This is a genomic window from Halomonas heilongjiangensis (assembly GCF_002879645.1).
Lineage (GTDB): Bacteria > Pseudomonadota > Gammaproteobacteria > Pseudomonadales > Halomonadaceae > Halomonas > Halomonas heilongjiangensis.
In genome coordinates this window covers 1-25,759 of record NZ_PNRE01000036.1, presented here as the reverse complement: position 1 = coordinate 25,759, position 25,759 = coordinate 1, and the positions used below count along the sequence as shown (strand labels likewise).

The following is a 25,759-nucleotide window of genomic DNA, read 5'->3' as shown; positions in this document are numbered from 1 at the left end:
TGCGGCCTGTATAATACCGATTCATCCCGCCAAGGACATCGAGGAACATGGGCAAGCGACTCACATGGACGGCCCTGGCCGGCCTGGCGACTTCTGGCCTGTTCAGCGGGCCGCTCTCGGCGGCGCCTCCCGAGCCGCTGCCGGCCGAGTCGCTGGACTGGCAACCCTGGGGCGAAGACCGTCCGGCGGACGCCCTGTGCCGCGGGACCTACGTGATGCCCGGCTACCGGCTGCCGCCCCCTGAGGGGGGACGGGTCAGCAGCGAGTCGGACAGCGCCCACTACGGCGAGGACGGCGAGACCATTCTCGGCGGTGAGGTGATCCTGCGCCGTGACACCTCCCAGCTCGAGGCGCCGCGCGTACGGGTGCCGGGCTCGCGGGAAAGCGCCTTCGCCGAGGGCCCGCTGGCGCTGCGTGACCAGAACCTGCTGGTGCGGGGGGAGGCCGCCGAGTTCTCCCTGACCTCGGACGCGGCGAGCATCGATACCGCCCACTACGTGGTCCATGATCATCGCCTGCGTGGCGACGCCGTGCGCCTGCAGCGACTCGAGGACGGCCGCTACCGCCTCTCGGAGGCGAGCTTCACCACCTGCGACCCGGGCAGCGAGTTGTGGCGGTTGATCGGCAACGACGTGGTGCTCGACCGCGAGAGTGGTTTCGGCACCGCTCGCCACGCTCGCCTCGAGATGGGCCGAGTGCCGGTCTTCTACTGGCCCTGGGTGCGCTTTCCCATCGACGACCGCCGTCACACCGGCTTCCTGTGGCCGGCGCTCGGGCTCTCCAGTGATGCCCTGGACTATGCCCAGCCGTTCTACTGGAACATCGCGCCCAACTTCGATGCCACCATCACCCCGCGCTGGATCACCGACCGTGGCCTGCTGCTGGGTGGCGAGTATCGCTACCTCTTTCCCACGGACGCCGGCCAGATCGAGGGGGCCTTCCTGTCCAGCGACGATGGAGGTTCCAGCGACAACCCCAATGCCGCCTCGCGGCGCTTCGAGGGCGAGGACCGTTGGTACGTCGACTACCGGCATGCCGGTCGCTTCGATGCCCGTACCCGCTACCGGCTGCGCTATGGGGCGGCCAGCGACGGGCGCTATTTCGATGACTTCGGCAGCGACTTCAGCGAACGCCACACCTCCAACCTGCCGCGGCTGGCACAGCTCGACTATCGCGGCGACGTCTGGCAGCTCGACGCGCGGGCCCAGGGCTACCAGAAGCTCAAGGACCCGCTGCGCGACCGTGACAAGCCCTTCTACCGCCTGCCCAGCCTGACCGCCAACGCCCGCTGGTCCCAGGACACCGGCTTCTACCAGCAGTGGCGGTCCAATGCCACGCACTTCTGGCGTGACGTGGACCGCAATGCGGTGCCGCTGCGCGAGTCGGCCACCGGCACGCGGCTTCACCTGTCGCCGGCGACGGGCTGGCGCTTCGACCGGAGCTGGGGGCATCTGGAGCCCCGCGTGGAGTGGCTCGCCACCGCCTACGACCTGGACTACGCCGAGCGGGACACCGATCGTGATACCTCGCTGACCCGCGAGGTGCCGGTCTCCTCGGTGGATGGCGGGCTGGTTTTCGAGCGTGAGCTGGAACTCGGCGGGCGAGATTACCGTCAGACCCTCGAGCCACGGTTCAACTACGCCTATGTCCCGGCACGGGACCAGAGCGAGTTTCCCGAATTCGACACCAGGGAGCGGGCCTTTTCCTGGAACCAGCTCTGGTCGCCGCACCGTTTCTCCGGGGCCGATCGGGTGGGTGACCTCAACCGCCTTTCGCTGGGTGTCGAGTCACGGCTGCTGGAAGACGCGCGCGGCCGCGAGCGTCTCTCGGTGGGGGTGGGGCAGTCGGCCTACTTCGATGATCGCACCATCGACATGAACGGCGATCCCGACACGCTGCCGCCGGAGTCGAACTTCGAGCGCCACTACCGAGCCACTCGGGACCGTTCACCGCTGGTGACCCGGCTCGACTGGCGCATCAACGACCAGTGGCGCTCCCGCTGGGAGTGGCTCTATGACGACCATCTGGAGCGTACCGAAAGGGCCTCCACGGATCTGCAGTACCGTGCCCCGGCCGGTCACGTAGTGAACCTTGGCTACCGTTGGGAGCTCCAAGGCTTCGATCCCTCGGTGAGACCGAGCGACGACGACTTTCGCGACTACAACCGCGAGGAGTACGACCTGTCGTTCGCCTGGAAGGCGAGCCCTCGGGTCGACATGATCGGGCGCTTCCTCTACGACCACACCAACAGCCGGGCGCTGGAGCAACTGGCGGGTGTGCAGTGGAACGACTGCTGCTATGGTCTGCAACTGGTCTGGCGAGAGTGGATCGACGACAACGACACCGCCCGCATCGAAGATGACTTCACCGATCGGGGGATCTTCCTGCGCTTCGTGTTCAAGGGCCTGGGCGGCGTAGGGCGCGAAGCCGACAGCTATTTCGAGGAGGCCATTCCGGGCTATCGCTCCACCGCCTTCTGACCCGGAAGCCGCCAATGAGAGAATCGATGAGAGGAAAGAACGTTATGCGCAGTCGACGTACCGCCATCCTGGGCGCCGGCCTGGCCCTGGCCCTGGCCCTGGCCCTGGCCCTGGCCCTGGCCCTGGCCCTGTGTCTCGCGGGCCTGCCCGCGGTGAGTCAGGCCCAGAGCTTCCAGCCGATGGAGCGCCGGGCGCTGGACCGCATCGTGGCGGTGGTCAACGAGGGAGCGATCATGGAGAGCGAACTCGCCGACCGTGTCGTGCAGACCCGCAGCCAGCTCGCCGGGCGTGGCATCGATGCGCCCTCGGAGCGTGTCCTGCGTGAGCAGGTGCTCGACCGCATGATCGTCGAGGAGATCCAACTGCAGATGGCCCGCAACGCCGGGCTCTCCATCGACGACACCGCGCTCAACCGCCAGGTGCGTGCCATCGCCGAGAGCAGCGGCATGACCCTGGAGCAGTTCGCCGATGCCCTGGAGGCCGACGGCCTGACCCTGGCGTCGGTGCGCGAAGAGGTCCGCCGTGAGATGCTGCTGCGCGAGTTGCAGCAGCGCCAGGTGGCCAGCCGGATCAATGTCAGCGACCGCGAGGTCGAACGCTTTCTCGAACAGCAGGGCGGCGGCGGTGACCAGGTGGTGATCGAGGAGCATCGGGCTCGCCATATCCTGATCGATCTCACCCCCGACCGCGACGACGACCAGGCCCGTCGACTGGCCGAGCAGCTGCGCGGTCGCCTCGAGGCGGGCGAGAGCTTCGCCGCCCTGGCCCAGGAGTTCAGCGGCGACCGCGGCAGCGCCATGAATGGTGGCGAGCTGGGCTGGGTGCGCCCGGGTCAGACCGTCCCCACCTTCGAGGAGGCCCTGGCGCAACTGGAGCTCGGTGAGGTCTCCCCGCCGGTGCGCTCCCAGTTCGGCTACCACCTGATTCAGGTGGAGGAGCGCCGCCAGCAGGATGTCAGTGGCGAGGCGCGGCGTGACCAGATCCGCCAGGCACTGTTCCAGCGCAAGGCCAACGAGGAGCTGGAGGTGTGGTTGCAGGAGATCCGCTCCCAGGCCTTCGTCGACAACCGACTCGCCGACCGCTGATGGCCGGTACCCCGTCCCCCGTGCTGGCGCTGACCACCGGCGAGCCCGCCGGCATCGGGCCGGAGCTCGCGGTGATGCTGGCGACGCGGGCCGTTCCGGTGGCCCGGGTGGTGGCGGTGGGGGATCCGGCCCTGCTGGCCGAGCGGGCCGCGCTCATCGGTCGTGACATCGATCTCGTCGAGCTCGCGGCTGGCGATGCCTTGCCGGCGCCTCGCCCCGGTGTGCTGCCGGTATGGCCGGTGACGTTGCGCGCGCCGTCGCGGCCCGGCGTGCTCGAGCCGGCCAATGCCGCCTATGTGCTCGAGACCCTGGATGTGGCGATTCGGGCCTGTCGGGAAGGTCACGCCGCCGGCATGGTCACCGCCCCGCTGCACAAGGGCGTGATCCTCGACGCCGGTCATGCCGGCTTCAGCGGCCACACCGAGTATCTGCGCGATGCCTGTGGCGTCGACGAGGTGGTGATGCTGCTGGCCACCGACAGCGCCCTGCACGCCGGCCAGCCGGGCTGGCGGGGCGGTAGCGCGCTGCGCGTGGCGCTCGCCACCACCCACCTGCCGCTGCGCGAGGTGAGCGATGCCATCACCGGGCCCCGCCTGACGCGGATCCTGCGCATCCTCGATGCCGACCTGCGGCGCTGGTTCGGCATCGAGGCGCCGCGTATCGCGGTCTGCGGGCTCAACCCCCACGCCGGGGAGGGCGGTCACCTGGGGCGCGAGGAGCTCGACGTCATCATCCCGGCGCTCGAGGCGCTGCGCGCCGAGGGTCTGGCCCTTGACGGCCCGCTCCCCGCCGATACCCTGTTCACTCCGCGACACCTCGAGGGCGTCGATGCGGTGCTGGCGATGTATCATGACCAGGGCCTGCCGGTGCTCAAGTACGCCGGCTTCGGCCGCGCCGCCAACATCACCCTGGGCCTGCCGCTGGTGCGCACCTCGGTGGACCACGGCACGGCGCTGGACCTGGCCGGCCGTGGCAGCGCTGACCTCGGCAGCCTCGTGGTGGCCGTGGCACTGGCCGCCGACATGGCCCGGCGCGGCGCTGAAGTAGCACCCATATGAGGAGCGCCGGGGACAGACCGAAGCGGAGGTCCTACGCCAGGGATGGCGTCGGTAGCGCCCATGGAAGGGTTCACAGCGCCTCCGCGCAGGTCTGTCGCCGGATCAGCACTGTATAACATCCAGCAGAAGACCACAGCGATAGAAGGACACCCCTGAATGGCATCCCGCCCCCCGGTTCACCGGGCCCGCAAGCGTTTCGGCCAGAATTTCCTGCGCGACCCGGGCATCATCTCGCGCATCGTGCGCGCCATCGGGCCGCGGCCCGGCGAGCGCCTGGTGGAGATCGGCCCCGGCCAGGGCGCGCTGACCGAACCGTTGCTGGACGCGGCCGGCGGGCACCTGGAGGTGATCGAGCTCGACCGTGACCTGATCCCCGGGCTGCGTGTGCAGTTCTTCAATCATGCCGGGTTCGTGATCCACGAGGGCGACGCCCTGAAGTTCGACTTTCGAGCCCTTCGGGGCGAGGGGGAGCCGCTGCGGGTGGTCGGCAACCTGCCCTACAACATCTCCACTCCGCTGATCATGCACCTGCTCGAGGCCGGTGATGCGGTCGCCGACATGCATTTCATGCTGCAGAAGGAGGTGGTCGACCGTCTGGCCGCCGAACCGGGCGGGGCCGACTGGGGCCGGCTCTCGGTGATGGCCCAGTACCACTGCCGGGTCGACTCGCTGTTCGTGGTGCCGCCGGAGGCGTTCGTGCCGAGGCCCAAGGTCGACTCCGCCATCGTGCGCCTCACCCCCCACACCGAACGGCCGCACCGGGCGCACGACGAGGCGCAGTTGTTTACCCTGGTCCGCGAAGCCTTCGGCCAGCGGCGCAAGACCCTGCGCAACAACCTCAAGGGCCGCATCGAGGCGGCCGACCTCGAGACCCTGGGGATCGATCCCGGCCGCCGCCCCCAGACCCTGACGGTGGCCGAGTTCGTGCGCATCGCCAACCACCTGGCCGATACCGGACAAGGAGCGACCCCATGACCCTGAGCCCCCCCGAAGAGCTCGGCGATGCCGTGCGTGTCGACGTGGAACCGGTCTTTCGCGTGGAGGAGTCTGCCCCCGACGAGCAGCGTTTCGTGTTCAGCTACACGGTCACGGTGCACAATCACTCCCGGCGCAGCATGCAGCTGCTCGCCCGCTACTGGAAGATCACCCAGGGCAGTGGCAAGGTGCAGGAAGTGCGCGGCAAGGGCGTGGTGGGGCAGCAGCCGATGATCGGCCCGGGCCAGACCTTTCGCTATACCAGCCGGGCGATCCTCGATGGCCCGGTGGGGGTGATGGAGGGGACCTACACCTGTGTCGATACCGCCAGCCAGCGTCCCTTCGAGGTGGCCATCGCGCCCTTCCGGCTGGCCGGCCCCAACCAGGTGCACTGAGCAATCACACGCGTCGCAAGGAGCGGAGATGACCACCTACGCCATCGGTGATCTGCAGGGCTGCCACGCCGAATTCGTCGCGCTGCTCGAACGGCTCGATTTCGATCCGCGCCGGGACCGGCTGTGGCTCGCCGGTGATCTGGTCAATCGCGGGCCCGAGTCGCTGGCCTGCCTGCGGGAGGTGATGGCGCTGGGCGAGGCGGCCACTACGGTGCTCGGCAATCACGACCTGCACCTGTTGGCGGTGGCGCGTGGGCGAGAGCGCGAGAAGCCCAGCGACACCCTGGCGGAGGTGCTCGAGGCGCCGGACCGCGAGCGGCTGCTCGACTGGCTGCAGTCACGCCCCCTGTTGATGCGAGTGGCCGGGACGCCCGGCAGTGGCGAGACGGTGATGACCCACGCCGGGCTGCCCCCCCAGTGGTCGGTGGCGCTTGCCACCGACCTGGCCGGGGAGCTCGAGGCGCGGCTGGCCGGCGAGCACGCCGGGGCCTTCCTCGAGCGGATGTACGGCAACGAGCCATCCCGCTGGCGCGACGACCTCGAAGGCATCGATCGTCTGCGGGTGATCGTCAACACCCTCACCCGGATGCGCTTCATCGACGCCGAGGGACGGCTCGATTTCACCACCAAGGAGGGGCTCGACAGTGCCCCTCCCGGCTTCGCCCCCTGGTTCCAGTACCCGCGTGGCGACGACCCCTGGCTGCTGTTTGGCCACTGGGCCGCCCTGCAGGGCCGGCTGCCCGGTTGCCGGGTCCGCGCCGAGGCACTGGATACCGGCTGTGTCTGGGGCGGTCGCCTGACGGCCCTGAACCTGGCGAGCGGCGAGAGTGTCAGTGTGCCTAGTCGCCGGGGCCGCTCCTGATCCCTTTCCGACGACCCGGAGTCCACCATGGACGCACCTGCTTTTCGACACCTGGACATTCCGACCCTGGGCGAGTGGCTCTCCAGCGACACCACGCTCACCCTGGTCGATATCCGCGACCCCGTGAGCTTCGCCGGGGGCCATATTCCCGGCAGTCGCCACCTGGACAACGACAGCGTGGCGGCCCTGCTCGAGGAGATCCCCCGGGAGCGTCCGCTGGTGGTGGTCTGCTACCACGGCCATTCCAGCCAGCAGGCGGCCGACTGGCTGGCGGGCCAGGGCTTCGCCGAGGTCTACAGCCTCGACGGGGGCTTCGCCGACTGGCGGCTGCGGTATCCCGAGCGGGTGGAGCGCTGAGCCATGGCCGAGGCACGGGACCCGTACCTGCACGGGCTCGAGGTCTATCGGGTCGGCGGGGCGGTGCGCGATGCGCGGCTCGGCTGGCCGGTCTACGACAACGACTGGGTGGTGGTGGGCGCCACGCCGGAGGCGTTGACCCGCCGGGGTTTCAGGCCGGTGGGGCGCGACTTCCCGGTGTTCCTGCATCCCGAGACCCACGAGGAGTACGCCCTGGCCCGCACCGAGCGCAAGTCTGGCCATGGCTACACCGGGTTCACGGTGCACGCCAGTCCCGAGGTGACCCTCGAGGAGGACCTGGCACGGCGTGACCTGACCATCAACGCCATGGCCGAGACACCGGGGGGCGAGCTGATCGATCCCCACGGTGGCCTGGCCGATCTGGAGGCACGGCGGCTGCGCCACGTATCGCCGGCCTTCGTCGAGGATCCGCTACGGGTGCTGCGTACTGCCCGTTTCCTGGCCCGCTACGCCGGGCTGGGCTTCGTCATCGCCGACGAGACCCGGGCACTGATGGCCGAACTGGTGGACAGCGGCGAGCTGGCCCACCTGGTGGCCGAGCGTGTCTGGACCGAGACCGAGAAGGCCCTCGGGGAACCCTGGCCGGAGGTCTACTTCCAGGCCCTGGACGAGTGTGGCGCCCTGGCGCAGTTGCTGCCGGAACTGGTGGCCGACCGCGAGGCCCTGGACGAGGCACTGGGGCAGCTGCACCGCTTGCCCGAGGACATCGAGGCCGAGCAGGAGGTCCGCTGGCGCTGGGCCCGGCTGGTCGAGCACCTGGCCGAGCCGGCCCGGGTGGCCCTGGCCGAGCGCCTGCGCCTGCCCAGGGCCCATGCCGACCTGGCGCGCCAGGCCGCACTGACGCGGACATTGAGGCAGGAGGCCGAACGTGCGGCACCGGACGGCGCCCGGGTAATGGCCTGGCTCGATGGCATCGATGCCTGGCGGCGCAGCGAGCGGGTCGCTCCGCTGATCAGCCTGGTCAGCCTGGATGCTCCCGAGCTCGCCGAGGACCTGGCGCTGGCCTGGCGGCTGGCGGCGCAGATCCTCCCGGCGCTGCTGATGGAGGAGGGGTTCAAGGGCCGTGAGTTGGGCGCGGAACTCGCCCGGCGACGGCGTGAGGCGATCGACGCCGCGCTGTGAGGGCGGCGGGCGCGGGAGACACGGCGGTCAGCCGGCCCGCGAGATCGCTTGGCCGGCCCACACGAAGTCCACCGGCCAGAGGCGCTGATCGCCGGGCTCGAAGCTCGCCCAGTGGGCACGATAGCTCCGACCGGTGAGCGGATGGCGGGTTTCCGGCAGCAGTTCGGCCAGCGGCAGCAGTACGAAGGCGTGATGAAGGATCTCGCCGCGCGGCAGCTCGATGCCATCGTGGAGGCCGGTGAGGTCGCCTACCGTCAGCAGGTCGATGTCCAGGGTGCGGGGACTGAACTTGGGGCTGTCCTTGCGTCGGCCGTGGGCGAACTCCAGCCGCTTGCACCAGGCCTGCAGCTCGCCCACCGGCCAGTCGCTGGCGAAGGCCGCCACCAGGTTGTAGAAGTTGCGGCCATCCTCGAAGCCCACCGGTTCGCTCTCGAAGACTCGCGAGACGGCCAGTTCGCCGAAGGTGGCGGTCAGCGCGTCCAGGCTGGCGCGCACGTGGCGGTCGCGGTCGATGTTGCTGCCGATGCTGACGCTGACCCGAGCCATCAGCTACCCTCCGGCGGGGTGCCGCGCTCGATGCGCACGCCCACCGCCGCCGCGGCCGCCACGGCACCGGGCTTGCGCACGGTCAGGCGCAGCCAGGCGATGGCGAACTCCTCGCGCAGGGCGGTCGCGAGCCGCTCGGCGAAGGTCTCCACCAGGGCGAAGTCGTGTTCGCCGGCGAAGGCCGCGATGCGCTCGCTGACGGCGGCGTAGTCCAGCGTCAGGGCGATGTCGTCGCCCGCCGCGGCGGGGCGGATGTCGGTGGCGAGTTCGAGGTCGAGCACCAGGCGTTGGGTGATGGTGCGTTCCCAGTCGTAGACCCCGATCACGGTGTCCACGGCGAGCGACTCGATCAGCACAAGATCCATGGAGGGTGCTTCCGGGCTGGGTGATGGTAGAGATAGTGTGGCGGCGATTGTACGTGAGCGGGGAGCGCAACGACACCGCGCGGACGACACTCGGCTGTCCTGTCGCGCCCGGGACTGGCAGAATTCGTCGTCGGACAACAACGAGAGGCCGGCCCGTGGAGGCGCAACCCGAACTCCTTCTCCCGCTGATGGCGCTGGGCTACCTCAGTGGCACCTGGCTCGGTGCCCTGACCGTGTGCCGGCTCGCCGGCGTGCGTGACCCACGGCTGGCCGGTTCCTGCAATCCCGGCTTCTCCAATGTGCTGCGCCTCTACGGCACCCGCCTGGCGCTGGCCACCCTGGTGGTGGATGCGGCCAAGGGCATGCCGGTGCTGTGGCTGGCCATGGCCATGGGAATGCCGCCCTGGGCCCAGGGCCTGGTCGGTCTCGGCGTGCTGCTGGGCCACAGCTATCCGGCCTGGCACCGCTTCCGCGGTGGCAAGGCGGTGGCCAGCGCCTTCGGCGTGATGCTGGTACTGACGCCCTGGGTGGCGCTGGTCTGTGCGACGCTCTGGTCACTGCTGGCCTGGCGGGTGCGCACTGCCGCCATCGCCACCCTGGCCAGTGCGGCCCTGGCGCCGCTGGCCAGCATCTGGCTGGCGCCGGACTACGTCGGGGTGGTGATCGCCTTCACCCTGCTGGTGCTGGCGCGCCATGTGCTCAATATCCGCCGGCTGGGCCGGGGTAACGAGCCGGGACTCTAGCCCGGGAATATCACTCCCGGACCGGTGGCCTGGGCTGGCTGCCAGGGCGAGCGGCGCCGAGGGCAGGTTCGAGTGGAGGTCATTTGCCAGGGATGGCAAATGTAGCGCCCAGGGACGGGTTCACAGCGCCTCCACGAGGGCCTGCCCGAGGGTCAGCCGCGGGAGAGAGTTACCAGCCGCTGGGCGCTGTGACCATCGAGCGCGCGATCATGGCGCCTTCAGGTGCCGGCCGGGGCCTCGAGGCTATCCATCGGCCAGCGCGGCACGGCCTTCATGATGCCGGTATCGTCGTGCTCGCCGGCCAGCAGCCGCTGGGCGCCCACGTAGGCGATCATCGCCCCGTTGTCGGTGCAGAAGCGCCCGCGGGGGTAGTAGGCGCGGGCGCCGCGCTTGTCGGTCTCGCGCTCGAGGCGTTCGCGCAGGCGCACGTTGGCGCTCACCCCGCCGGCCACCACCAGCCGCTTGAGGCCGGTCGCGTCGAGGGCGCGGCGGCACTTGATCACCAGGGTGTCGACCACCGCCTCCTCGAAGGCCCGGGCCACGTCGGCGCGCGCCTGGTCGTCCAGGTTCCCGGCCGCCTCCAGCTCGCGGATCGCCGTCAGGGTGTGGGTCTTGAGCCCCGAGAAGCTGAAGTCGAGCCCCGGCCGGTCGGTCATCGGCCGCGGGAAACGGAAGCGGCCTGGGTCGCCCGTCTCGGCCAGCCGGGCCACATGGGGGCCGCCGGGGTAGTCGAGGCCGAGCATCTTGGCCGCCTTGTCGAAGGCCTCGCCGGCGGCGTCGTCCACCGACTCCCCGAGCAGCCGGTAGCGTCCCAGCCCCCGCACCTCGACCAGTTGGGTGTGGCCGCCGGAGACCAGCAGGGCGACGAAGGGAAAGGCCGGCGGCTCGTCCTCGAGCATCGGCGCCAGCAGGTGGCCCTCCATGTGGTGGACGCCGAGCACCGGGATGCCCAGCGCGCGGGCCATGCCGTGGGCGGTGCTGGCGCCCACCATCAGCGCGCCCACCAGGCCGGGGCCGGCGGTGTAGGCGATGCCGTCGAGCTCGTGGCGGGCCAGGCCTGCCTCGTCGAGCACCTGCTGGATCAGCGGTAGCAGGCGGCGGGTGTGGTCGCGGGAGGCGAGCTCGGGCACCACGCCGCCATAGTCGGCGTGCATGGCGACCTGGCTGTAGAGCGCGTCGGCCACGAGGCCGCGCTCGCTGTCGAAGAGGGCGACGCCGGTCTCGTCGCAGGAAGTCTCGATGCCCAGTACGCGCATGGTGGTGGCTCGGTAGTGCGGGGGAGGGCCGTATTCTACGCGCTTTGGCCGCGGGACGGCAGGGGCCGGGGTGGAAACGGTTTGCAAAGCCTGTGTCTCGGGTCTAGACTATTGTGCGCTGCAAGACTGGGTCGTGCGCCCAGGTGGCGATTTTCCGTGACGCATCCGTCCGGGGCTTGTTGCTTTCCGGTACCGTCCGAGGACGGTTCGCCGGCAAGGTCGGGAGTCGGGCATGGTGCCAACGGCAGGAGCCGCCCGCAGGGGTGTGCGTACTAACCGAACTCAAGTTTCCTAAGGTAGGTGAGTGCTTAATGCCTTCTGTCAAAGTACGTGATAACGAGCCGTTTGACGTCGCGCTGCGTCGCTTCAAGCGTTCCTGTGAAAAAGCCGGTGTTCTCTCCGAGGTTCGTCGTCGCGAGAACTACGAGAAGCCGACCGCAGAGCGCAAGCGCAAGGCGGCTGCCGCCGTCAAGCGCCATGCCAAGAAGCTTCAGCGCGAGCGCAAGCGTTTCGAACGGCTCTATTGATCCGTACTGGAGTCGGCCGCAGCGCATTGCGCGGGTCGTCTCAGGAGGGACGCCAAGCGGCCGCCATTCGGTGGCCGCTTGTTTTTTCCGCCGCGCGCTCCTTGTCGCCCCGCTCGAGGTAGTTCACCAGGATGGCCGGTCAGATTCCGCAGCGTTTCATCGATGACCTGCTGGCTCGCGTCGACGTGGTCGAGGTGGTCGGCGAGCGCGTGCAGTTGAAGAAGGCCGGGCGCAACCATTCGGGGCTCTGCCCCTTTCACCAGGAGAAGACGCCGTCGTTCACCGTCAGCGCCGACAAGCAGTTCTACCACTGCTTCGGCTGCGGCGCCCACGGCAACGCCCTGCGCTTCCTGATGGAGTACGACAAGCTGCGCTTCCCGGAAGCCGTGGAGCAACTCGCTTCCCGTCTCGGCATGGAGGTGCCCCGGGAGGGCGCCGACGATCCGCGGGCCCAGGCCCGGGAGCGCAAGCGCAAGGAGGGGGTCAACCTGCTCGAGCTCTCGGCGGCCTTCTTCCGTGAGCGGCTGAAGATGCCGGAAGCCGGCGCCGCCCGGGAGTACCTGGCGCGTCGCGGTCTGTCGCCCGAGGTGCAGCAGGCCTTCGGCATCGGCTATGCCCCCGACGGCTGGGAGGCGCTCAAGCGCCACCTGGACGAGCGGGGGATCCCCGGGGCGGTGCAGGTGGAGTATGGCCTGCTGGTGCACCGGGAGGAGAGCGGTCGCACCTATGACCGCTTCCGCGATCGGGTGATGTTCCCGATCCGCGACCTCAAGGGGCGCACCATCGCCTTCGGCGGGCGGGTGCTGGGCGATGCCAAGCCCAAGTACCTGAATTCACCCGAGACGCCGGTGTTCCACAAGGGGCGTGAGCTCTATGGGCTGTTCGAGGCGCGCCAGGCCGAGTCGCGCCTCGAGCGCCTGGTGATCGTCGAGGGCTACATGGACGTGGTGGCCCTGGCGCAGTTCGGTATCCGCAACGCCGTGGCGACACTGGGCACCTCGACCAGCGAGGAGCATCTCTCCCGGCTGTTCCGGCTGGTGGGCGAGGTGGTGTTCTGCTTCGACGGCGATCGGGCCGGTCGCCAGGCGGCGGCCCGGGCGCTGGAGACGGTGCTGCCGCTGATGATCGATGGGCGCCAGGCGCGCTTCCTGTTCCTGCCCGAAGGCGAGGATCCGGACACCCTGGTGCGCCGCGAGGGCCCTGAGGCCTTCCAGGACCGCATCACCTGCGCCAGCCCGCTGTCGGAGTTTCTCTTCGACCAGGCGGCGGCGGGGCGCGACCTGGCCCGGATGGAGGATCGCGAGCGCTATGCCAGCCAGGTGCTGGCGGCGCTCGGCAGATTGCCGGAAGGCGTGCTCAAGTCGCTGATGCTCAGTGAACTCTCGCGGCGTACCGGCGTCGACCAGTCAAGCTTCGAGAGTTTGCTGGCGCGCAGCGCCCCGGGGAGCGCCTCGGCGCCTGCCGAGGCGAGCGGGGGGGGCGATGAGCCCGATGTGCCGGAAAACGCGGTGTCGCCCCCCGGGGGAGGCGGGCGGCGCGGGGCCGGGAGCGGCTCGCTGAGCCTGGTGGCGCGAATGCTGCAGCTGCTGGTGCACGAGCCGTCACTGATCGAGCGAGTGCCCGAGGGCGACGACTGGTGCCCGGCGGACGATAGCGATGGTGTGCTGTGCCGGGAGGTGATCCGGCTGCTGCGGGCGGGGCGCTACCGCAGCGCCCAGGTCCTGCTGGCGCACTTCCACGGCAGTCACGAGGGCGAGCGGCTGGCGGCCCTGGCGGGCCGGGAGCTGCTGATCCCGCGCTCGGCGCGGGGTGCCGAGCTGGATGGGTTGATCGAGCATTTCCGTCGGCACCAGCGGCGCCGGTCGCCCCGGGAAGAGATCGATGCCCTGCTGGCCAGGGAGAAGGCCGGGGAGCGGCTGTCGCGGGAGGAACGCCAGCGGTTGATGGCGCTGCTCACCGAGCTGCACGGCTGAGTCCTGGGCTTGCGGAACCTTGGCGCCGGGGTTGAATTTTCTCCTACTATCACCATGTAGAGGGCAGCGTCCAGCACCGGCGTAACCTGACAACCTAACACACCTGAATGACCGCGCAAATAGATCGAACTGGCAGAAAGGTGCTTTCTACCGTTATACTGTTCGGCTTGTTGAGTTTTCTCCGCCTCTAGTGCTTCAGGTGCTTCATTCTTCTTCGTCGAGATAGGGTTTCTATGGCTGGAAATGCGCAGCAGCAGTCACGTCTGAAGGAGTTGATCGCGCGCGGCAAGGAACAGGGCTACCTGACCTATGCCGAGGTCAACGACCATCTACCCGAGGATATCGCCGACCCGGATCAGGTGGAAGACATCATCGGCATGATCAACGACATGGGTATCAGCGTCGTCGAGGAGGCTCCCGACGAGGATACCCTGATGATGTCCGATCACTCCACCGACGAGTCGGCCGCCGAGGAAGCCGTGGCGGCGCTGGCAGCGGTGGAGAGCGATGTGGGCCGGACCACCGACCCGGTGCGCATGTACATGCGCGAGATGGGCACGGTGGAACTGCTGACCCGCGAGGGCGAGATCGAGATCGCCAAGCGCATCGAGGAGGGCACGCGCGAGGTGATGTCGGCGCTGGCCTACCTGCCCGGTGCCGTGGAGTCGATCCTCGAGGCCTATGACGCCACCCAGGACGAGGAGGCGCCCGGGCGTCTGTCCGATCTCTTTTCCGGCTTCATCGATCCCGACGAGGGCATCCCCGGGGTGGCCGAGGCCGAGATCCCCGAGCCCGAGGTCAGTGACGATCTCGATGACGACGTGGACGGCGACGACGAAGAGGACGCCGAGGACGACGACACCAGCAGCAGCGAGGGCGGCCCGGATCCCGAAGAGGCCAAGGCGCGCTTCGAGCAGATCCGCGAGCAGAATGCCCTGGTCCAGGCCGCCATCGAGCAGCATGGCCGTCGTTCCCCTGAGGCCCTGGCCGAGCAGGCACGCCTCGCCGAGCTGTTCTCGCCGATCAAGCTGGTGCCGAAGCATTTCGAGCGGCTGGTCAACCAGGTTCGCATCAGCGTCGAGCAGGTGCGTGCCCAGGAGAAGGCCGTGATGCAGCTCTGCGTCAAGAAGGCCCGGGTGCCGCGCAAGACCTTCATCAAGACCTTCCCCGGCAGCGAGTCCCGTCCGGAGTGGCTGGACGAGTTTGCCGCCGCGAATCCGAAGTATGCCGACCGCCTCGAGCCGCTGCGTGGCGATATCCTGCGCGCCCAGCGCAAGATCGCCTTCGAGGAGGAGATGGTCCGGCTGCCGGTGACCGAGATCAAGGAGGTCAATCGTCGTCTCTCCATCGGCGAGGCCAAGGCGCGCCGGGCCAAGAAGGAGATGGTCGAGGCCAACCTGCGCCTGGTGATCTCCATCGCCAAGAAGTACACCAACCGCGGCTTGCAGTTCCTGGACCTGATCCAGGAGGGCAACATCGGCCTGATGAAGGCGGTGGACAAGTTCGAATACCGTCGTGGCTACAAGTTCTCCACCTACGCCACCTGGTGGATCCGCCAGGCGATCACTCGCTCGATCGCCGACCAGGCCCGGACCATCCGTATCCCGGTGCACATGATCGAGACCATCAACAAGCTCAACCGCGTGTCGCGGCAGATGCTGCAGGAGATGGGGCGCGAGCCGACACCGGAAGAGCTCGGCGAGCGTCTCGAGATGCCCGAGGACAAGGTGCGCAAGGTGCTCAAGATCGCCAAGGAGCCGATCTCCATGGAGACGCCCATCGGTGACGACGACGACTCGCACCTGGGCGATTTCATCGAGGACGGCAGCATCCTGCTGCCCATCGACTCGGCCACCGGCGAGGGGTTGATCGAGGCCACCCGCAACGTGCTCGGCGGCCTCACCGCCCGCGAGGCCAAGGTGCTGCGCATGCGCTTCGGCATTGACATGAACACCGACCATACCCTCGAGGAGGTCGGCAAGCAGTTCGATGTCACCCGCGAGCGGATCCGCCAGATCGAGGCCAAGGCGCTGCGCAAGCTGCGCCACCCCAGCCGTTCGGAGCCGCTGCGCTCGTTCCTCGACGAGTGAGCCTGGAGCGCGGTACCAACGACGACGCCCGCGGCCTTGGCCGCGGGCGTCGTCGTTTCGGCCTGCCTCGTGAGCTAGCCTGCCCGGCGGGCCAGGTGCCAGCGCCGGGCGAGCAACGTCAGCTCGATCACCGCGATCAGGATCAGTGCATAGCCGAACAGCTCGACCACTTCCTCGGCGGCATCCTTGAAGGTGCGCGCATAGTGCTCCTGGAGCACCGCTTCCCAGAAGGCGCTGCGCCCGTAGAGTCGCGAGAAGACGTAGGTGGTCAGTACCCCGGCGGCGAACAGGCCGAAGGAGAAGCTGTTGGCGTAGGCGGCGAACTCGGCCAGGAAGCGGCGCCGCGCGCGGATCACCAGGTAGAGGGTCGGCACGATCACCAGGGTCACCAGCATCTGCCAGGCACCGTCGAAGACGTAGTGGTCGAGGAAGGCATCCTGCTCGCGGATCAGTGAACTGAAGACGAAGGCGAACATCAGCAAGGTAAGGGTGGGCAGTACCTTCAGTACCTGACGGGTGTAGAGCAGCAGTGCCGAGGCGGTGAGCAGCAACGCGCTCTGGGCCAGCTCGGTGAAGCCGCGCTCCGAGAAGCGTACCTCGTGAAAGTGGAGCGCCTCGTAGTAGGCCCCTTGGGCCAGGGCGGCGACGAACAGGATATAGAGGGTGGCGCGCAGGCAGGTGGCAGCGAAGCCGATCGGCCAGGGCTGGCCGGGAGGCAGCTCATGGGGCATCTGGGAGTTCCGCGGTGATGATGGCATGCAGTGATGTATGGCATTGTATCGCCATCGCCCGTCACTGCCTATAACCGGCTCGGGCCGTGGGGGTCGACCGCTCCGCTTCCTCGACGATCCAGTCGTGTACCGCCAGGACCCGGCGATCGTCCAGGGCGCCCTGGGCATGGACGATGCCGTAATGCATGCCGGTGGCCACCCGCTGCGCGAAGGGGGCGATCAGCATACCGCTGCCGAGCTCGCCGCTGATCAGGGTCTGGCGGGCGATGGCCACGCCCATGCCGGCGGTGGCGGCCTCCATGATCAGCTGGTTGCGGTTGAAGGTGTAGCCACGGCGCACGTTGACATGGGCCGCCTCGATGGCCTGGAGATAATGCTCCCACTCGGCATAGTCGTGACTGCCGCGCCAGGCGGTGACATCGTGCAGCAGCGGGTACCAGGCGAGGTCCTCGGGGCGGCGCAGCGGCGGGCGACCGCGCAGCAGGGAGGGCGAGCAGACCGGGAAGATCCGCTCCTCCATCAGTGGTGTGATCGAGAAGCCGGGGTAGTGGCCGTCGTTGAGATCGATGGCCAGGTCGAAGTCGCCTTCGCGCAGCGAGATGTTGCTGTCCTCGGCGATCACGTGCAGCTCGATGTCGGGAAAGCGTGCCTGCAGTCGCGGCAGTCGCGGCATCAGCCAGCGGGCCAGGAAAGAGGGCACCGAGCGCAGGCGAATGATACCGCTCATCACCCCGCTACGCAGCCGCTGCACCTCGAGCCCCACCGCCTGGTAGGCCTGGTCCACCACCGCCGCCAGGCGCTTGCCTTCCTCGGTGAGTTCCAGCTGGCGCGGCCGGCGCCGGAACAGCTTGAACCCCAGGCGCTCCTCCAGTTGCTTGATCTGCTGGCTCACCGCGCCGGTGGTGACGTGCAGTTCCTCGGCGGCTCGGGTGAAGGAGAGATGGCGGGCGCTGATCGCGAAGACCTTCAGCCAGGCATGGGTCTGGGCATTGAGATGACGGCTCATGGTTCAGTTCTGCTAAATTGAGAAGGAGATATTATCGATTGTGGACGACCGGCGAACAGAGTGACCATAGCGTAAATGCCTCGTAGAGGCACCCGTGCATGCACGATGATGGGGTTGGGTGGTTTAGCCAGGCTCATGTGTCGTGTCGAAATGGTCTTGATGGCGACGGCCGGTGTCGCCCTGGAGCAAGCGAGATGTCCATCAGTGTGTTCGACCTGTTCAAGATCGGCGTAGGCCCGTCGAGCTCCCATACCGTGGGGCCCATGCGGGCAGCCTACGACTTCCTCGAGGAGCTGCGTGCGCGGGACCTGCTGGAGCGGGTGGCTCGCCTGGAGGTGCAGCTGTTCGGCTCGCTCTCGGCCACCGGCATCGGCCACGGCACCGACCGGGCCGTGATCGTGGGGCTGATGGGAGAGCGCCCCGACCACATCGATCCGGCGATCATCGGCCCCTGCATCGAGGAGCTGCTGGAGTCCGGCACCCTGTTGCTGGATGGCCACCTGGCGATTCCCTTCCACTGGGCCCGGGACATGCAGCTGCACGACGAAAGCCTGCCGCATCACCCGAATGCCATGCGCCTGATCGCCCATGGGCACAGCGATGAGCTGCACCGCAACACCTACTATTCGGTGGGGGGCGGCTTCGTGGTCGATGAGGAGCAGGCCCGCTCCGGCGAGTTGGACAGCGACAGGACGGCCCTGCCCTACGACTTCAACTCCGCCGCCGAACTGATGGCGCTGTGCCGCATGCATGACCTGCGGATCAGCGAACTGATGCTGGAGAACGAGAAGGCGTGGCGCAGCGAGGCCGAGGTCCGCAGCGGGTTGTGGGAGATCTGGCAGGCCATGCAGGCCTGCGTGGAGACCGGCCTGCACAACGAGGGCATCCTGCCCGGTGGCCTCAACGTGCGCCGGCGTGCCGCGGCCTTGCACCGCCGCCTGCTGGCCACGGAGAATGACGGCAGCCTGATCGCCTCGACCTTCTCCGCCATGGACTGGGTCAATGTCTTCGCCCTGGCGGTGAACGAGGAGAACGCCGCCGGCGGCCGCATGGTCACGGCGCCGACCAACGGCGCGGCCGGCATCATTCCCGCGGTGCTTCACTACTACATGAAGTTCCAGGCCGGCGCGGATGAGCGCGATGTGGTCGACTTCCTGCTCGCCGCCGGGGCGGTGGGCATCCTGTGCAAGAAGAACGCCTCGATCTCCGGTGCTGAGGTGGGCTGTCAGGGCGAGGTGGGTTCGGCCTGCGCCATGGCGGCGGCGGGCCTCGCCGAGGTCATGGGGGGCAGTGTGCCCCAGGTGGAGAATGCCGCCGAGATCGGCCTGGAGCATAACCTGGGACTGACCTGCGACCCGGTGGGCGGGCTGGTGCAGGTACCCTGCATCGAGCGCAACGCCATCGCCTCGGTGAAGGCGATCAACGCCGCCCAGATGGCCCTGCGCGGCGACGGCGAGCACTTCATCTCGCTGGACAAGGTGATCCGCACCATGCGCGACACCGGGGCCGACATGCAGGAGAAGTACAAGGAGACCTCCCGCGGCGGTCTCGCGGTCAATGCCATCGAGTGCTGAGGCCGCACACCGAAAACACCTTGCAGAACAGCGATGACTGCATTGCGGCGCGATGCCCTCCCCGGGCATCGCGCTTTTTGTTTGCAAGCTATTGAAGTTCCCTGTTCCTACGCCATTGGTCGAGTCCGGCCATTCAACTGTTGCCGAGCGGTTTCGACTCCACTAGGTTACGTTAACGTAAAGGTTAGGGGTTCTCCGGGCCGGTTCGCGAGGTGACCGGACCCATGCCGGCTAGGCCATAACAACGACAACGGCGACAACAACGATAAACGCATCAACGGCGGATCGTTCGAGGCGATCCAGAGAGGACGACACATGACCCAGGAGTTGATACTGGAGACTCGCGGGTTGACCAAGGAATTCCGCGGTTTCACCGCCGTGGACGACGTCAACCTGCAGGTCCGGGAAGGGCATATCCACGCCCTGATCGGCCCCAACGGCGCCGGCAAGACTACCGTCTTCAACCTGCTCACCAAGTTCCTGCCGCCCACCCGTGGCGAGATCCTCTACCGCGGCAAGCCGATCACCGGCATGAAGGCCAACGAGATCGCCCGCCTGGGGCTGGTGCGCTCCTTCCAGATCTCGGCGGTGTTCGCCCACATGACCGCGCTGGAGAACGTGCGCGTGGCGCTGCAACGCAGGTTGGGCACCTCCTTTCATTTCTGGAAGTCCGAGCGGACCCTCGATCATCTCAACGACCGGGCCATGGAGCTGCTCGACGAGGTCGGCCTGCGCGAGTACGCCGACGTGCTCACCGTGGAGATGCCCTACGGCCGCAAGCGGGCGCTCGAGGTGGCGACCACCCTGGCGCTGGAGCCCACCATGATGCTGCTCGACGAGCCCACCCAGGGCATGGGCGCCGAGGACGTCGACCGCATCGTCGAGCTGATCCGGCGCGTGGCCAGGGGCCGCACCGTGCTGATGGTGGAGCACAACCTCAGCGTGGTCAGCCGGCTGTGCGACCGCATCACCGTACTGGCCCGCGGCGCGGTGCTGGCCGAGGGCGACTACGCCAGCGTCTCCGCCGACCCGCGGGTCAGGGAGGCCTACATGGGCAGCGAGGCAGTGGAAGAGGGGGCTAGCGCATGAGCCAGGCGGTCGAGAAGATCACCGAATATCACGACCTCGATGGTGCCGAGATGCTGCGGGTCAGCGACCTGCACGCCTTCTACGGCGAGTCGCACATCCTGCATGGCGTCGACTTCGACGTGAAGCGCGGCGAGCTGGTGACCCTGCTCGGGCGCAACGGCGCCGGGCGCAGCACCACCCTCAAGGCGATCATGAACATGGTGGGGCGGCGCACCGGCTCCATCGTCATCAACGGCAACGAGACCCTGGCCATGAAGGCCCACCGCATCCCGCGGCTGGGCATCGGCTACTGCCCCGAGGAGCGCGGCATCTTCGCCAGCCTCGACGTCGAGGAGAACCTGCTGCTGCCGCCCACGGTGCGCTCCGGCGGGATGTCCCTCGACGAGATCTACGCGATGTTCCCCAACCTCTACGAGCGCCGGCGCAGCCAGGGCACCCGGCTCTCCGGGGGCGAGCAGCAGATGCTGGCCATGGCGCGCATCCTGCGCACCGGGGCGCGGCTACTGCTGCTCGACGAGATCACCGAGGGGCTGGCGCCGGTCATCGTCCAGGCGCTGGGCGAGGTGCTGGTCAAGCTCAAGTCGCGCGGCATGACCATCGTGCTGGTGGAGCAGAACTTCCGCTTCGCCGCGCCGCTGGCCGATCGTCACTTCGTCATGGATCACGGCCGGATCGTCGAGGAGATCTCGGCGGCCGAGCTGCCCTCGCGCCGCGACGAGCTCAATTCGATGCTGGGGGTCTGAGCGTCGTTCGCGCTCCCGCCCCTCGCAGTTCGCACTTTCCGGCAATCACCACGGCAACGCTTGTTACCTACCACGGCAACAACAACAAAGGGGCCTGACGGGCCCATGGAGACGAAGATGACCTTCAACAGGAAGACCCTCGCCAGCAGCATCGCCCTCGCCGCCACCACCATGATGGCCACCGGAGCCCAGGCCGAGTTCAGCGACAACGAGGTACGCATCGGCTATCTGGCCGACATGTCCGGCACCTACCGTGACCTGGCCGGCCCGGGCGGCCTGGAAGCCCTGCGCATGGCCGTGGAGGACTTCGGTGGCAGCGTCAACGGCGCATCCATCGAGGTGTTCAGCGCCGACGATCGCAACAGCGCCGACGTCGGTGCCAACACCGTGCGCGGCTGGGTCGACGAGCGCAACGTCGACCTGGTCGCCGGCCTGGTGGCCTCCTCGGTGACCATCGCCGTGACCAAGGTGCTCGAGGAGAACAACGGCCTGGGCATCGTCTCCGGCTCCGCGGCCTCGAGCATCACCAATGAGCACTGCACGCCGAATCACATCCACTGGGTCTATGACACCTACCCGCTGGCCAACGGCACCGCCAAGGCGGTCGTCGACCAGGGCGGCGACAGCTGGTTCCTGCTCACCGCCGACTATGCCTTCGGCCATGCCCTGGAGGGCGATGTGGAGAGGGTGGTCACCGAGAACGGCGGCACCATCGTCGACAAGATCCGCCATCCGTTCCCGACCAGTGACTTCTCCTCCTATATCCTCCAGGCCCAGGGGTCGGGGGCCAAGATCATCGGCCTGGCCAACGCCGGTGCCGATACCGTCAATGCCATTACCGCCGCCAGCCAGTTTGGCGTGGTGCAGGGTGGCCAGCAGCTCGCCGGCCTGCTGATCTTCCTCAACGACGTTCATGCCATGGGCCTCGAGGCCACCCAGGGCCTGTTGCTGACCACCGGCTGGTACTGGGACATGGACGACGAGGCACGCGAGTGGGCCGAACGCTACTACGAACGCACCGAGCGCATGCCGACCATGGTCCAGGCGGGCATCTACTCCAGCACCATGCACTACCTGAAGGCGATAGAAGCGGTCGGCACCGACGATCCCATGACGGTCAAGGCGAAGATGGCCGAGACGCCGGTCAACGACTTCTTCTCCCGGAATGGCCACATCCGCGAGGATGGCCGCATGGTCCACGACATGTACCTGGCCCAGGTGAAGTCACCGGCCGACTCCACCGGCGAGTGGGATGTCTACGAGATCCTCGCCACCATCCCCGCAGAGGATGCCTATCGGCCGCTCTCCGAGAGCCAGTGCGACCTGGTTCAGAATTGAGCAGAGCCCGAAGCGGCGGCGGCATCGGCCGCCGCCCCTCTGACGAGAGGTCCATGACATGACGATGATATTCGGAGTGCCGTTGGCAGTATTCATGGGCCAGTTGATGCTGGGCCTGATCAACGGCGCCTTCTACGCCCTGTTGAGCCTGGGGCTGGCGGTGATCTTCGGCCTGCTGAAGATCGTCAACTTCGCCCACGGGGCCATGTACATGCTGGGGGCCTTCGCCACCCTGCTGGGGATGCGCTACCTGGGCATCGGCTACTGGGTGGCACTGCTGCTGGTGCCCATCGTGGTGGGTGGCCTGGGGATGGTGATCGAGCGCCTGATCCTGCGCCGCATCGCCCACCTCGATCATCTCTACGGCCTGCTGCTGACCTTCGGCCTGGCGCTGATCGTCGAGGGCACCCTGATCAACGTCTTCGGGGTGTCGGGCTCGAGCTACCCGACGCCGGCAGCGCTGCAGGGCGGCTTCCAACTGGGCTTCATGTTCCTGCCCACCTATCGCGCCTGGGTGCTGGTGGCGGCCCTCGCTGTCTGCCTGGGCACCTGGTACGTCATCGAGCGCACCCGCCTCGGGGCCTACCTGAGGGCGGGCACCGAGAACCCCGCGCTGATGCAGGCCTTCGGTGTCAACGTGCCGCTGCTGGTCACCCTGACCTACGGCTTCGGCGTGGCGCTGGCCGCCTTCGCCGGGGTGCTGGCCGCGCCGCTCTACCCGGTGTCGCCCACCATGGGCTCGAGCCTGCTGATCGTGGTCTTCGCGGTGGTGGTGATCGGCGGCATGGGCTCGATCCTCGGCGCCGTGCTCACCGGCCTCGGCATGGGGCTGATCGAGGGGCTCACCAAGGTCTACTATCCCGAGGCCGCCAACACCGTGATCTTCCTGGTGATGATCCTGGTGCTGATGCTGCGTCCCGCGGGACTCTTCGGCAAGGAGGCATGACGACATGGCCACCACGCAAACCCTGACCCCGGCCATGGAGCGGCAGCGCAATGCCCGCCTGCGCCGTGGCATGCTCTATCTGGTCCTGATCGCAGTGGGCCTCGCGGCGCCCTTCGTCGCCTACCCGGTGTTCCTGATGAAGGTGCTGTGCTTCGCGCTGTTCGCCTGCGCCTTCAACCTGCTGCTCGGCTATGCGGGGCTGCTCTCCTTCGGTCACGCGGCCTTCCTGGCCACCGGCGGTTACGTCACCGGCTTCCTGCTCTCGAGCTATCCGGGGCTGACGCCGGAGCTGGGCATCCTGGTGGGCACCCTCGCTGCCGTGGTAGTGGGCACCCTGTTCGGGGCCCTGGCGATCCGCCGCCAGGGGATCTACTTCGCCATGGTGACCCTGGCCCTGGCCCAGCTGGTCTACTTCGTGTTCGTGCAATCGCCCTTCACCGGCGGCGAGGACGGCCTGCACGGCGTGCCGCGCGGCGCGCTGTTCGGCCTGATCAGCCTGCGCAGCAACCTGGCCATGTACTACTTCGTCTTCGCCGTCTTCCTGATCGGTTTCGCCATCATCCAGCGCACCGTCCACTCGCCCTATGGTCAGGTGCTCAAGGCGATTCGCGAGAACGAGCCGCGCGCCGTCTCGCTCGGCTACAACGTCGACGCCTACAAGCTGCTGGCCTTCGTGATTTCCGCAGGGCTCGCCGGGCTGGCCGGTTCCACCAAGACGGTGGTGTTCCAGCTCGCCTCGCTCACCGACGCCCACTGGCACATGTCCGGCGAGGTGATCCTGATGACCCTGCTGGGCGGGGTGGGCACCCTGTTCGGCCCGCTGGTGGGCGCCGGCCTGGTGGTCAGCCTGCAGCACCAGCTGGCGCAGTCGCCACTCGGCAACTGGGTAAGCGTGATCCTGGGCCTGATCTTCGTGCTCTGTGTGCTGAGCTTCCGCAGCGGGATCGTCGGCGAGATCGCCAAGAGTGTGCGCAAGAACTTCAAGTGAGCCTGTGCCGGGCCGTCCGGGCGCCCTGCGGGGCGCCCTTCTTGCTCACGACACTCGGGCCGTGCAGCGCTGAGTCGGCAGTGTCTCGGCGATATGTTCGACCAGGTAGTCGATGAACTGGCGTACCTTGGGCGAGCGGTGGCGGTGGCGGGGATAGACCGCCCACACCGCCGTATCGCTGTGCCGATAGGCATCGAGCACCGCCACCAGGGCGCCGCTGTCCAGGTACTCCTCCACGTAGTAGTCGGGCAACTGGGCGAGCCCCAGCCCCTTGAGAGCGGCATCCAGCAGGGCCGGGCCGGAGTTGGCCTCCCAGGCCCCCTCCACGCGGACTTCCCGGCGCACGCCGTCGACATCGAAGCGCCAGTGGTCCCGGGAGCCGATCAGGCAGCGGTGGTGGGCCAGTTCGGCGAGGGAGTGGGGCTGCGAGATCCGTGTGAAGTAGGCCGGGGACCCCACCACGTATTCGCGCCGCTCGCAGATCCGCCGGGCGATCAGCGTCGAGTCCTTGAGCGTGCCCATGCGAATGGCGATATCGTAGCCCTCGTCGATGATGTCCACCTGGCGGTTGGTGAAGTGCATGCGCACCTCGAGCTGGGGGTGCAGGCAGAGGAAGTCATTGATCAACGGTGCGATGAAGCGCTCGCCGAAGGTAGTGGCCGAGGTCAGCTTGAGTATCCCGCGCGGTCGGGCCTGGAGGTCGTTGATGGCGGCCTCGGCCTCGCGGAAGCCGTCGAACAGGTGGTGGCAGTGCTCGTAGTAGAGGGCGCCGGCATCGGTCAGGCGGATCTGGCGGGTGGTACGGTAGAGCAGGGTGGTACCCAACTGGTTTTCCAACTGGCTGACCAGCCGGCTGACATGGGAGTTGGAGACCTTGAGGTGGCTTGCCGCCGCCGCGAAGGTGCCGAGGCGGACCACCTCCACGAAGGCTTCGATTCGATCCCAGCGTTGCATCGGTGCTCCAGGGCGGGTGGATTGTTGCTTGTTGGCAATAATGTAGTGTAGTTGGTGCAGTTTATCTCATGGCGCCCGGTTACCTAGACTGAGGAGTGTCCTTTATCCCCTACGCCTATTTCCAGGAGAGTCCCCATGAAATCACGCGCCGCCGTCGCCCTGGCCGCGGGCCAGCCGCTCGAGCTGACCGAGATCGACGTCGAGGGGCCCAGGGCCGGCGAGGTGCTGGTGCGCATCGCGGCCACCAGCGTCTGCCATACCGATGCCTTCACCCTCTCCGGCGCCGACCCGGAAGGGCTCTTCCCCTCGGTGCTGGGCCATGAGGGCGCGGGGGTCGTCGAGGAGGTGGGCGAAGGCGTCACCAGCCTCAAGCCCGGCGATCATGTCATCCCGCTCTATACCGCCGAGTGCGGCAAGTGCAAGTTCTGCCTCTCGGGCAAGACCAACCTGTGCCAGTCGGTGCGCGCCACCCAGGGCCAGGGCCTGATGCCGGATGGCACCTCGCGCTTCTCGCTCGACGGCCAGATGCTGCACC

Annotated in this window: 25 protein-coding genes; 19 read left to right on the top strand and 6 right to left on the bottom strand. The window is 68.0% G+C overall.

Going from position 1 to position 25,759, the window contains the following annotated elements; all coding sequences use genetic code 11:
- Positions 1 to 47: 47 nt before the first annotated feature.
- The 8 genes from C1H66_RS07820 (at position 48) to C1H66_RS07785 (ending at position 8,355) form a co-directional block, all read left to right on the top strand.
- Positions 48 to 2,480 carry an LPS-assembly protein LptD gene (locus tag C1H66_RS07820; protein ID WP_102627338.1) on the top strand — a complete coding sequence of 811 codons (2,433 nt, stop codon included), beginning with the start codon at positions 48 to 50 and terminating at the stop codon, positions 2,478 to 2,480.
- 44 nt (positions 2,481 to 2,524) lie between these two features.
- Positions 2,525 to 3,565: a peptidylprolyl isomerase gene (locus tag C1H66_RS07815; RefSeq protein ID WP_240618248.1), complete on the top strand. Its 1,041-nt coding sequence runs from the start codon at positions 2,525 to 2,527 to the stop codon at positions 3,563 to 3,565.
- Positions 3,565 to 4,623, top strand: coding sequence for a 4-hydroxythreonine-4-phosphate dehydrogenase PdxA (gene pdxA / locus C1H66_RS07810; protein ID WP_102627336.1), 1,059 nt, complete (start codon positions 3,565 to 3,567; stop codon positions 4,621 to 4,623). The genes C1H66_RS07815 and pdxA overlap by 1 nt, the downstream gene beginning before the upstream one ends.
- Before the next feature lie 156 nt (positions 4,624 to 4,779).
- Positions 4,780 to 5,598, top strand: coding sequence for a 16S rRNA (adenine(1518)-N(6)/adenine(1519)-N(6))-dimethyltransferase RsmA (gene rsmA, locus C1H66_RS07805; protein WP_102627335.1), 819 nt, complete (start codon positions 4,780 to 4,782; stop codon positions 5,596 to 5,598).
- The gene (apaG, locus tag C1H66_RS07800) at positions 5,595 to 5,993 is read left to right on the top strand and encodes a Co2+/Mg2+ efflux protein ApaG (protein WP_102627334.1); all 399 of its coding nucleotides are present in this window, start codon (positions 5,595 to 5,597) and stop codon (positions 5,991 to 5,993) included. The genes rsmA and apaG overlap by 4 nt, the downstream gene beginning before the upstream one ends.
- 28 nt (positions 5,994 to 6,021) lie before the next feature.
- Entirely contained in the window at positions 6,022 to 6,855 is an 834-nt protein-coding gene (locus C1H66_RS07795; RefSeq protein ID WP_102627333.1) for a symmetrical bis(5'-nucleosyl)-tetraphosphatase, read from the top strand.
- A gap of 27 nt (positions 6,856 to 6,882) precedes the next feature.
- Positions 6,883 to 7,212: a thiosulfate sulfurtransferase GlpE gene (gene glpE, locus C1H66_RS07790; RefSeq protein ID WP_102627332.1), complete on the top strand. Its 330-nt coding sequence runs from the start codon at positions 6,883 to 6,885 to the stop codon at positions 7,210 to 7,212.
- Between the two features lie 3 nt (positions 7,213 to 7,215).
- A complete protein-coding gene (locus tag C1H66_RS07785) occupies positions 7,216 to 8,355 on the top strand; it encodes a tRNA nucleotidyltransferase/poly(A) polymerase-related protein (RefSeq protein WP_102627331.1) in 1,140 nt (379 codons plus the stop codon).
- A 27-nt stretch (positions 8,356 to 8,382) separates the two neighbouring features.
- Here C1H66_RS07785 and folK read toward each other — a convergent pair whose 3' ends face one another.
- Both folK and folB read right to left on the bottom strand, forming a co-directional pair.
- Positions 8,383 to 8,901 carry a 2-amino-4-hydroxy-6-hydroxymethyldihydropteridine diphosphokinase gene (gene folK, locus C1H66_RS07780; protein ID WP_102627330.1) on the bottom strand — a complete coding sequence of 173 codons (519 nt, stop codon included), beginning with the start codon at positions 8,899 to 8,901 and terminating at the stop codon, positions 8,383 to 8,385.
- Positions 8,901 to 9,266, bottom strand: coding sequence for a dihydroneopterin aldolase (gene folB / locus C1H66_RS07775; protein WP_102627329.1), 366 nt, complete (start codon positions 9,264 to 9,266; stop codon positions 8,901 to 8,903). The genes folK and folB overlap by 1 nt, the downstream gene beginning before the upstream one ends.
- Before the next feature lie 188 nt (positions 9,267 to 9,454).
- On the opposite strand from folB, the gene plsY reads away from it, so the two are divergent.
- Positions 9,455 to 10,009: a glycerol-3-phosphate 1-O-acyltransferase PlsY gene (plsY, locus tag C1H66_RS07770; protein WP_102627490.1), complete on the top strand. Its 555-nt coding sequence runs from the start codon at positions 9,455 to 9,457 to the stop codon at positions 10,007 to 10,009.
- 218 nt (positions 10,010 to 10,227) lie between these two features.
- Here plsY and tsaD read toward each other — a convergent pair whose 3' ends face one another.
- Complete coding sequence (gene tsaD / locus C1H66_RS07765) at positions 10,228 to 11,265, bottom strand: tRNA (adenosine(37)-N6)-threonylcarbamoyltransferase complex transferase subunit TsaD (protein WP_102627328.1); 1,038 nt, start codon at positions 11,263 to 11,265, stop codon at positions 10,228 to 10,230.
- A 311-nt stretch (positions 11,266 to 11,576) separates the two neighbouring features.
- Between tsaD and rpsU the strand changes: the two genes are divergently transcribed.
- From rpsU to rpoD, 3 genes are all read left to right on the top strand, one after another.
- Entirely contained in the window at positions 11,577 to 11,792 is a 216-nt protein-coding gene (gene rpsU / locus C1H66_RS07760; RefSeq protein ID WP_086622362.1) for a 30S ribosomal protein S21, read from the top strand.
- Between the two features lie 131 nt (positions 11,793 to 11,923).
- Positions 11,924 to 13,765, top strand: a complete 1,842-nt coding sequence (gene dnaG / locus C1H66_RS07755; RefSeq protein ID WP_102627327.1) for a DNA primase — start codon at positions 11,924 to 11,926, stop codon at positions 13,763 to 13,765.
- A gap of 233 nt (positions 13,766 to 13,998) precedes the next feature.
- Positions 13,999 to 15,855: an RNA polymerase sigma factor RpoD gene (gene rpoD, locus C1H66_RS07750; protein WP_102627326.1), complete on the top strand. Its 1,857-nt coding sequence runs from the start codon at positions 13,999 to 14,001 to the stop codon at positions 15,853 to 15,855.
- Positions 15,856 to 15,929: 74 nt separating this feature from the next.
- Here rpoD and C1H66_RS07745 read toward each other — a convergent pair whose 3' ends face one another.
- Both C1H66_RS07745 and C1H66_RS07740 read right to left on the bottom strand, forming a co-directional pair.
- A complete protein-coding gene (locus tag C1H66_RS07745) occupies positions 15,930 to 16,586 on the bottom strand; it encodes a hypothetical protein (protein ID WP_102627325.1) in 657 nt (218 codons plus the stop codon).
- Between the two features lie 61 nt (positions 16,587 to 16,647).
- Positions 16,648 to 17,592 (bottom strand): LysR substrate-binding domain-containing protein, encoded by a 945-nt coding sequence (locus tag C1H66_RS07740; RefSeq protein ID WP_102627324.1) that lies wholly within the window; start codon positions 17,590 to 17,592, stop codon positions 16,648 to 16,650.
- Between the two features lie 194 nt (positions 17,593 to 17,786).
- On the opposite strand from C1H66_RS07740, the gene C1H66_RS07735 reads away from it, so the two are divergent.
- The 6 genes from C1H66_RS07735 to C1H66_RS07710 all read left to right on the top strand — a co-directional run bounded on the left by C1H66_RS07735 (position 17,787) and on the right by C1H66_RS07710 (position 24,270).
- Positions 17,787 to 19,166, top strand: coding sequence for an L-serine ammonia-lyase (locus tag C1H66_RS07735; protein WP_102627323.1), 1,380 nt, complete (start codon positions 17,787 to 17,789; stop codon positions 19,164 to 19,166).
- 315 nt (positions 19,167 to 19,481) lie between these two features.
- A complete protein-coding gene (locus C1H66_RS07730) occupies positions 19,482 to 20,255 on the top strand; it encodes an ABC transporter ATP-binding protein (protein ID WP_102627322.1) in 774 nt (257 codons plus the stop codon).
- Positions 20,252 to 20,998 (top strand): ABC transporter ATP-binding protein, encoded by a 747-nt coding sequence (locus tag C1H66_RS07725; protein WP_102627321.1) that lies wholly within the window; start codon positions 20,252 to 20,254, stop codon positions 20,996 to 20,998. Before C1H66_RS07730 ends, C1H66_RS07725 begins: the two co-directional genes overlap by 4 nt.
- A 117-nt stretch (positions 20,999 to 21,115) precedes the next feature.
- The gene (locus tag C1H66_RS07720; RefSeq protein WP_102627320.1) at positions 21,116 to 22,336 is read left to right on the top strand and encodes an ABC transporter substrate-binding protein; all 1,221 of its coding nucleotides are present in this window, start codon (positions 21,116 to 21,118) and stop codon (positions 22,334 to 22,336) included.
- Positions 22,337 to 22,394: 58 nt separating this feature from the next.
- Entirely contained in the window at positions 22,395 to 23,282 is an 888-nt protein-coding gene (locus C1H66_RS07715) for a branched-chain amino acid ABC transporter permease (RefSeq protein WP_102627319.1), read from the top strand.
- A 4-nt stretch (positions 23,283 to 23,286) separates the two neighbouring features.
- Positions 23,287 to 24,270, top strand: a complete 984-nt coding sequence (locus C1H66_RS07710) for a branched-chain amino acid ABC transporter permease (RefSeq protein ID WP_102627318.1) — start codon at positions 23,287 to 23,289, stop codon at positions 24,268 to 24,270.
- Positions 24,271 to 24,315: 45 nt separating this feature from the next.
- Here C1H66_RS07710 and C1H66_RS07705 read toward each other — a convergent pair whose 3' ends face one another.
- Positions 24,316 to 25,224 carry a LysR family transcriptional regulator gene (locus C1H66_RS07705; protein WP_102627317.1) on the bottom strand — a complete coding sequence of 303 codons (909 nt, stop codon included), beginning with the start codon at positions 25,222 to 25,224 and terminating at the stop codon, positions 24,316 to 24,318.
- 135 nt (positions 25,225 to 25,359) lie between these two features.
- On the opposite strand from C1H66_RS07705, the gene C1H66_RS07700 reads away from it, so the two are divergent.
- Positions 25,360 to 25,759 (top strand): alcohol dehydrogenase catalytic domain-containing protein (locus tag C1H66_RS07700; protein WP_170064118.1); only part of this gene is annotated, 400 nt, incomplete at its 3' end.

What these genes read in the sequence shown, in the direction of transcription:
- C1H66_RS07820 (WP_102627338.1), top strand. Translation starts at nt 48, where the DNA reads ATGGGCAAGCGACTCACATGGACGGCCCTGGCCGGCCTGGCGACTTCT.
- C1H66_RS07815 (WP_240618248.1), top strand. Translation starts at nt 2,525, where the DNA reads ATGCGCAGTCGACGTACCGCCATCCTGGGCGCCGGCCTGGCCCTGGCC.
- pdxA (WP_102627336.1), top strand. Translation starts at nt 3,565, where the DNA reads ATGGCCGGTACCCCGTCCCCCGTGCTGGCGCTGACCACCGGCGAGCCC.
- rsmA (WP_102627335.1), top strand. Translation starts at nt 4,780, where the DNA reads ATGGCATCCCGCCCCCCGGTTCACCGGGCCCGCAAGCGTTTCGGCCAG.
- apaG (WP_102627334.1), top strand. Translation starts at nt 5,595, where the DNA reads ATGACCCTGAGCCCCCCCGAAGAGCTCGGCGATGCCGTGCGTGTCGAC.
- C1H66_RS07795 (WP_102627333.1), top strand. Translation starts at nt 6,022, where the DNA reads ATGACCACCTACGCCATCGGTGATCTGCAGGGCTGCCACGCCGAATTC.
- glpE (WP_102627332.1), top strand. Translation starts at nt 6,883, where the DNA reads ATGGACGCACCTGCTTTTCGACACCTGGACATTCCGACCCTGGGCGAG.
- C1H66_RS07785 (WP_102627331.1), top strand. Translation starts at nt 7,216, where the DNA reads ATGGCCGAGGCACGGGACCCGTACCTGCACGGGCTCGAGGTCTATCGG.
- folK (WP_102627330.1), bottom strand. Translation starts at nt 8,901, where the DNA reads ATGGCTCGGGTCAGCGTCAGCATCGGCAGCAACATCGACCGCGACCGC.
- folB (WP_102627329.1), bottom strand. Translation starts at nt 9,266, where the DNA reads ATGGATCTTGTGCTGATCGAGTCGCTCGCCGTGGACACCGTGATCGGG.
- plsY (WP_102627490.1), top strand. Translation starts at nt 9,455, where the DNA reads ATGGCGCTGGGCTACCTCAGTGGCACCTGGCTCGGTGCCCTGACCGTG.
- tsaD (WP_102627328.1), bottom strand. Translation starts at nt 11,265, where the DNA reads ATGCGCGTACTGGGCATCGAGACTTCCTGCGACGAGACCGGCGTCGCC.
- rpsU (WP_086622362.1), top strand. Translation starts at nt 11,577, where the DNA reads ATGCCTTCTGTCAAAGTACGTGATAACGAGCCGTTTGACGTCGCGCTG.
- dnaG (WP_102627327.1), top strand. Translation starts at nt 11,924, where the DNA reads ATGGCCGGTCAGATTCCGCAGCGTTTCATCGATGACCTGCTGGCTCGC.
- rpoD (WP_102627326.1), top strand. Translation starts at nt 13,999, where the DNA reads ATGGCTGGAAATGCGCAGCAGCAGTCACGTCTGAAGGAGTTGATCGCG.
- C1H66_RS07745 (WP_102627325.1), bottom strand. Translation starts at nt 16,586, where the DNA reads ATGCCCCATGAGCTGCCTCCCGGCCAGCCCTGGCCGATCGGCTTCGCT.
- C1H66_RS07740 (WP_102627324.1), bottom strand. Translation starts at nt 17,592, where the DNA reads ATGAGCCGTCATCTCAATGCCCAGACCCATGCCTGGCTGAAGGTCTTC.
- C1H66_RS07735 (WP_102627323.1), top strand. Translation starts at nt 17,787, where the DNA reads ATGTCCATCAGTGTGTTCGACCTGTTCAAGATCGGCGTAGGCCCGTCG.
- C1H66_RS07730 (WP_102627322.1), top strand. Translation starts at nt 19,482, where the DNA reads ATGACCCAGGAGTTGATACTGGAGACTCGCGGGTTGACCAAGGAATTC.
- C1H66_RS07725 (WP_102627321.1), top strand. Translation starts at nt 20,252, where the DNA reads ATGAGCCAGGCGGTCGAGAAGATCACCGAATATCACGACCTCGATGGT.
- C1H66_RS07720 (WP_102627320.1), top strand. Translation starts at nt 21,116, where the DNA reads ATGACCTTCAACAGGAAGACCCTCGCCAGCAGCATCGCCCTCGCCGCC.
- C1H66_RS07715 (WP_102627319.1), top strand. Translation starts at nt 22,395, where the DNA reads ATGACGATGATATTCGGAGTGCCGTTGGCAGTATTCATGGGCCAGTTG.
- C1H66_RS07710 (WP_102627318.1), top strand. Translation starts at nt 23,287, where the DNA reads ATGGCCACCACGCAAACCCTGACCCCGGCCATGGAGCGGCAGCGCAAT.
- C1H66_RS07705 (WP_102627317.1), bottom strand. Translation starts at nt 25,224, where the DNA reads ATGCAACGCTGGGATCGAATCGAAGCCTTCGTGGAGGTGGTCCGCCTC.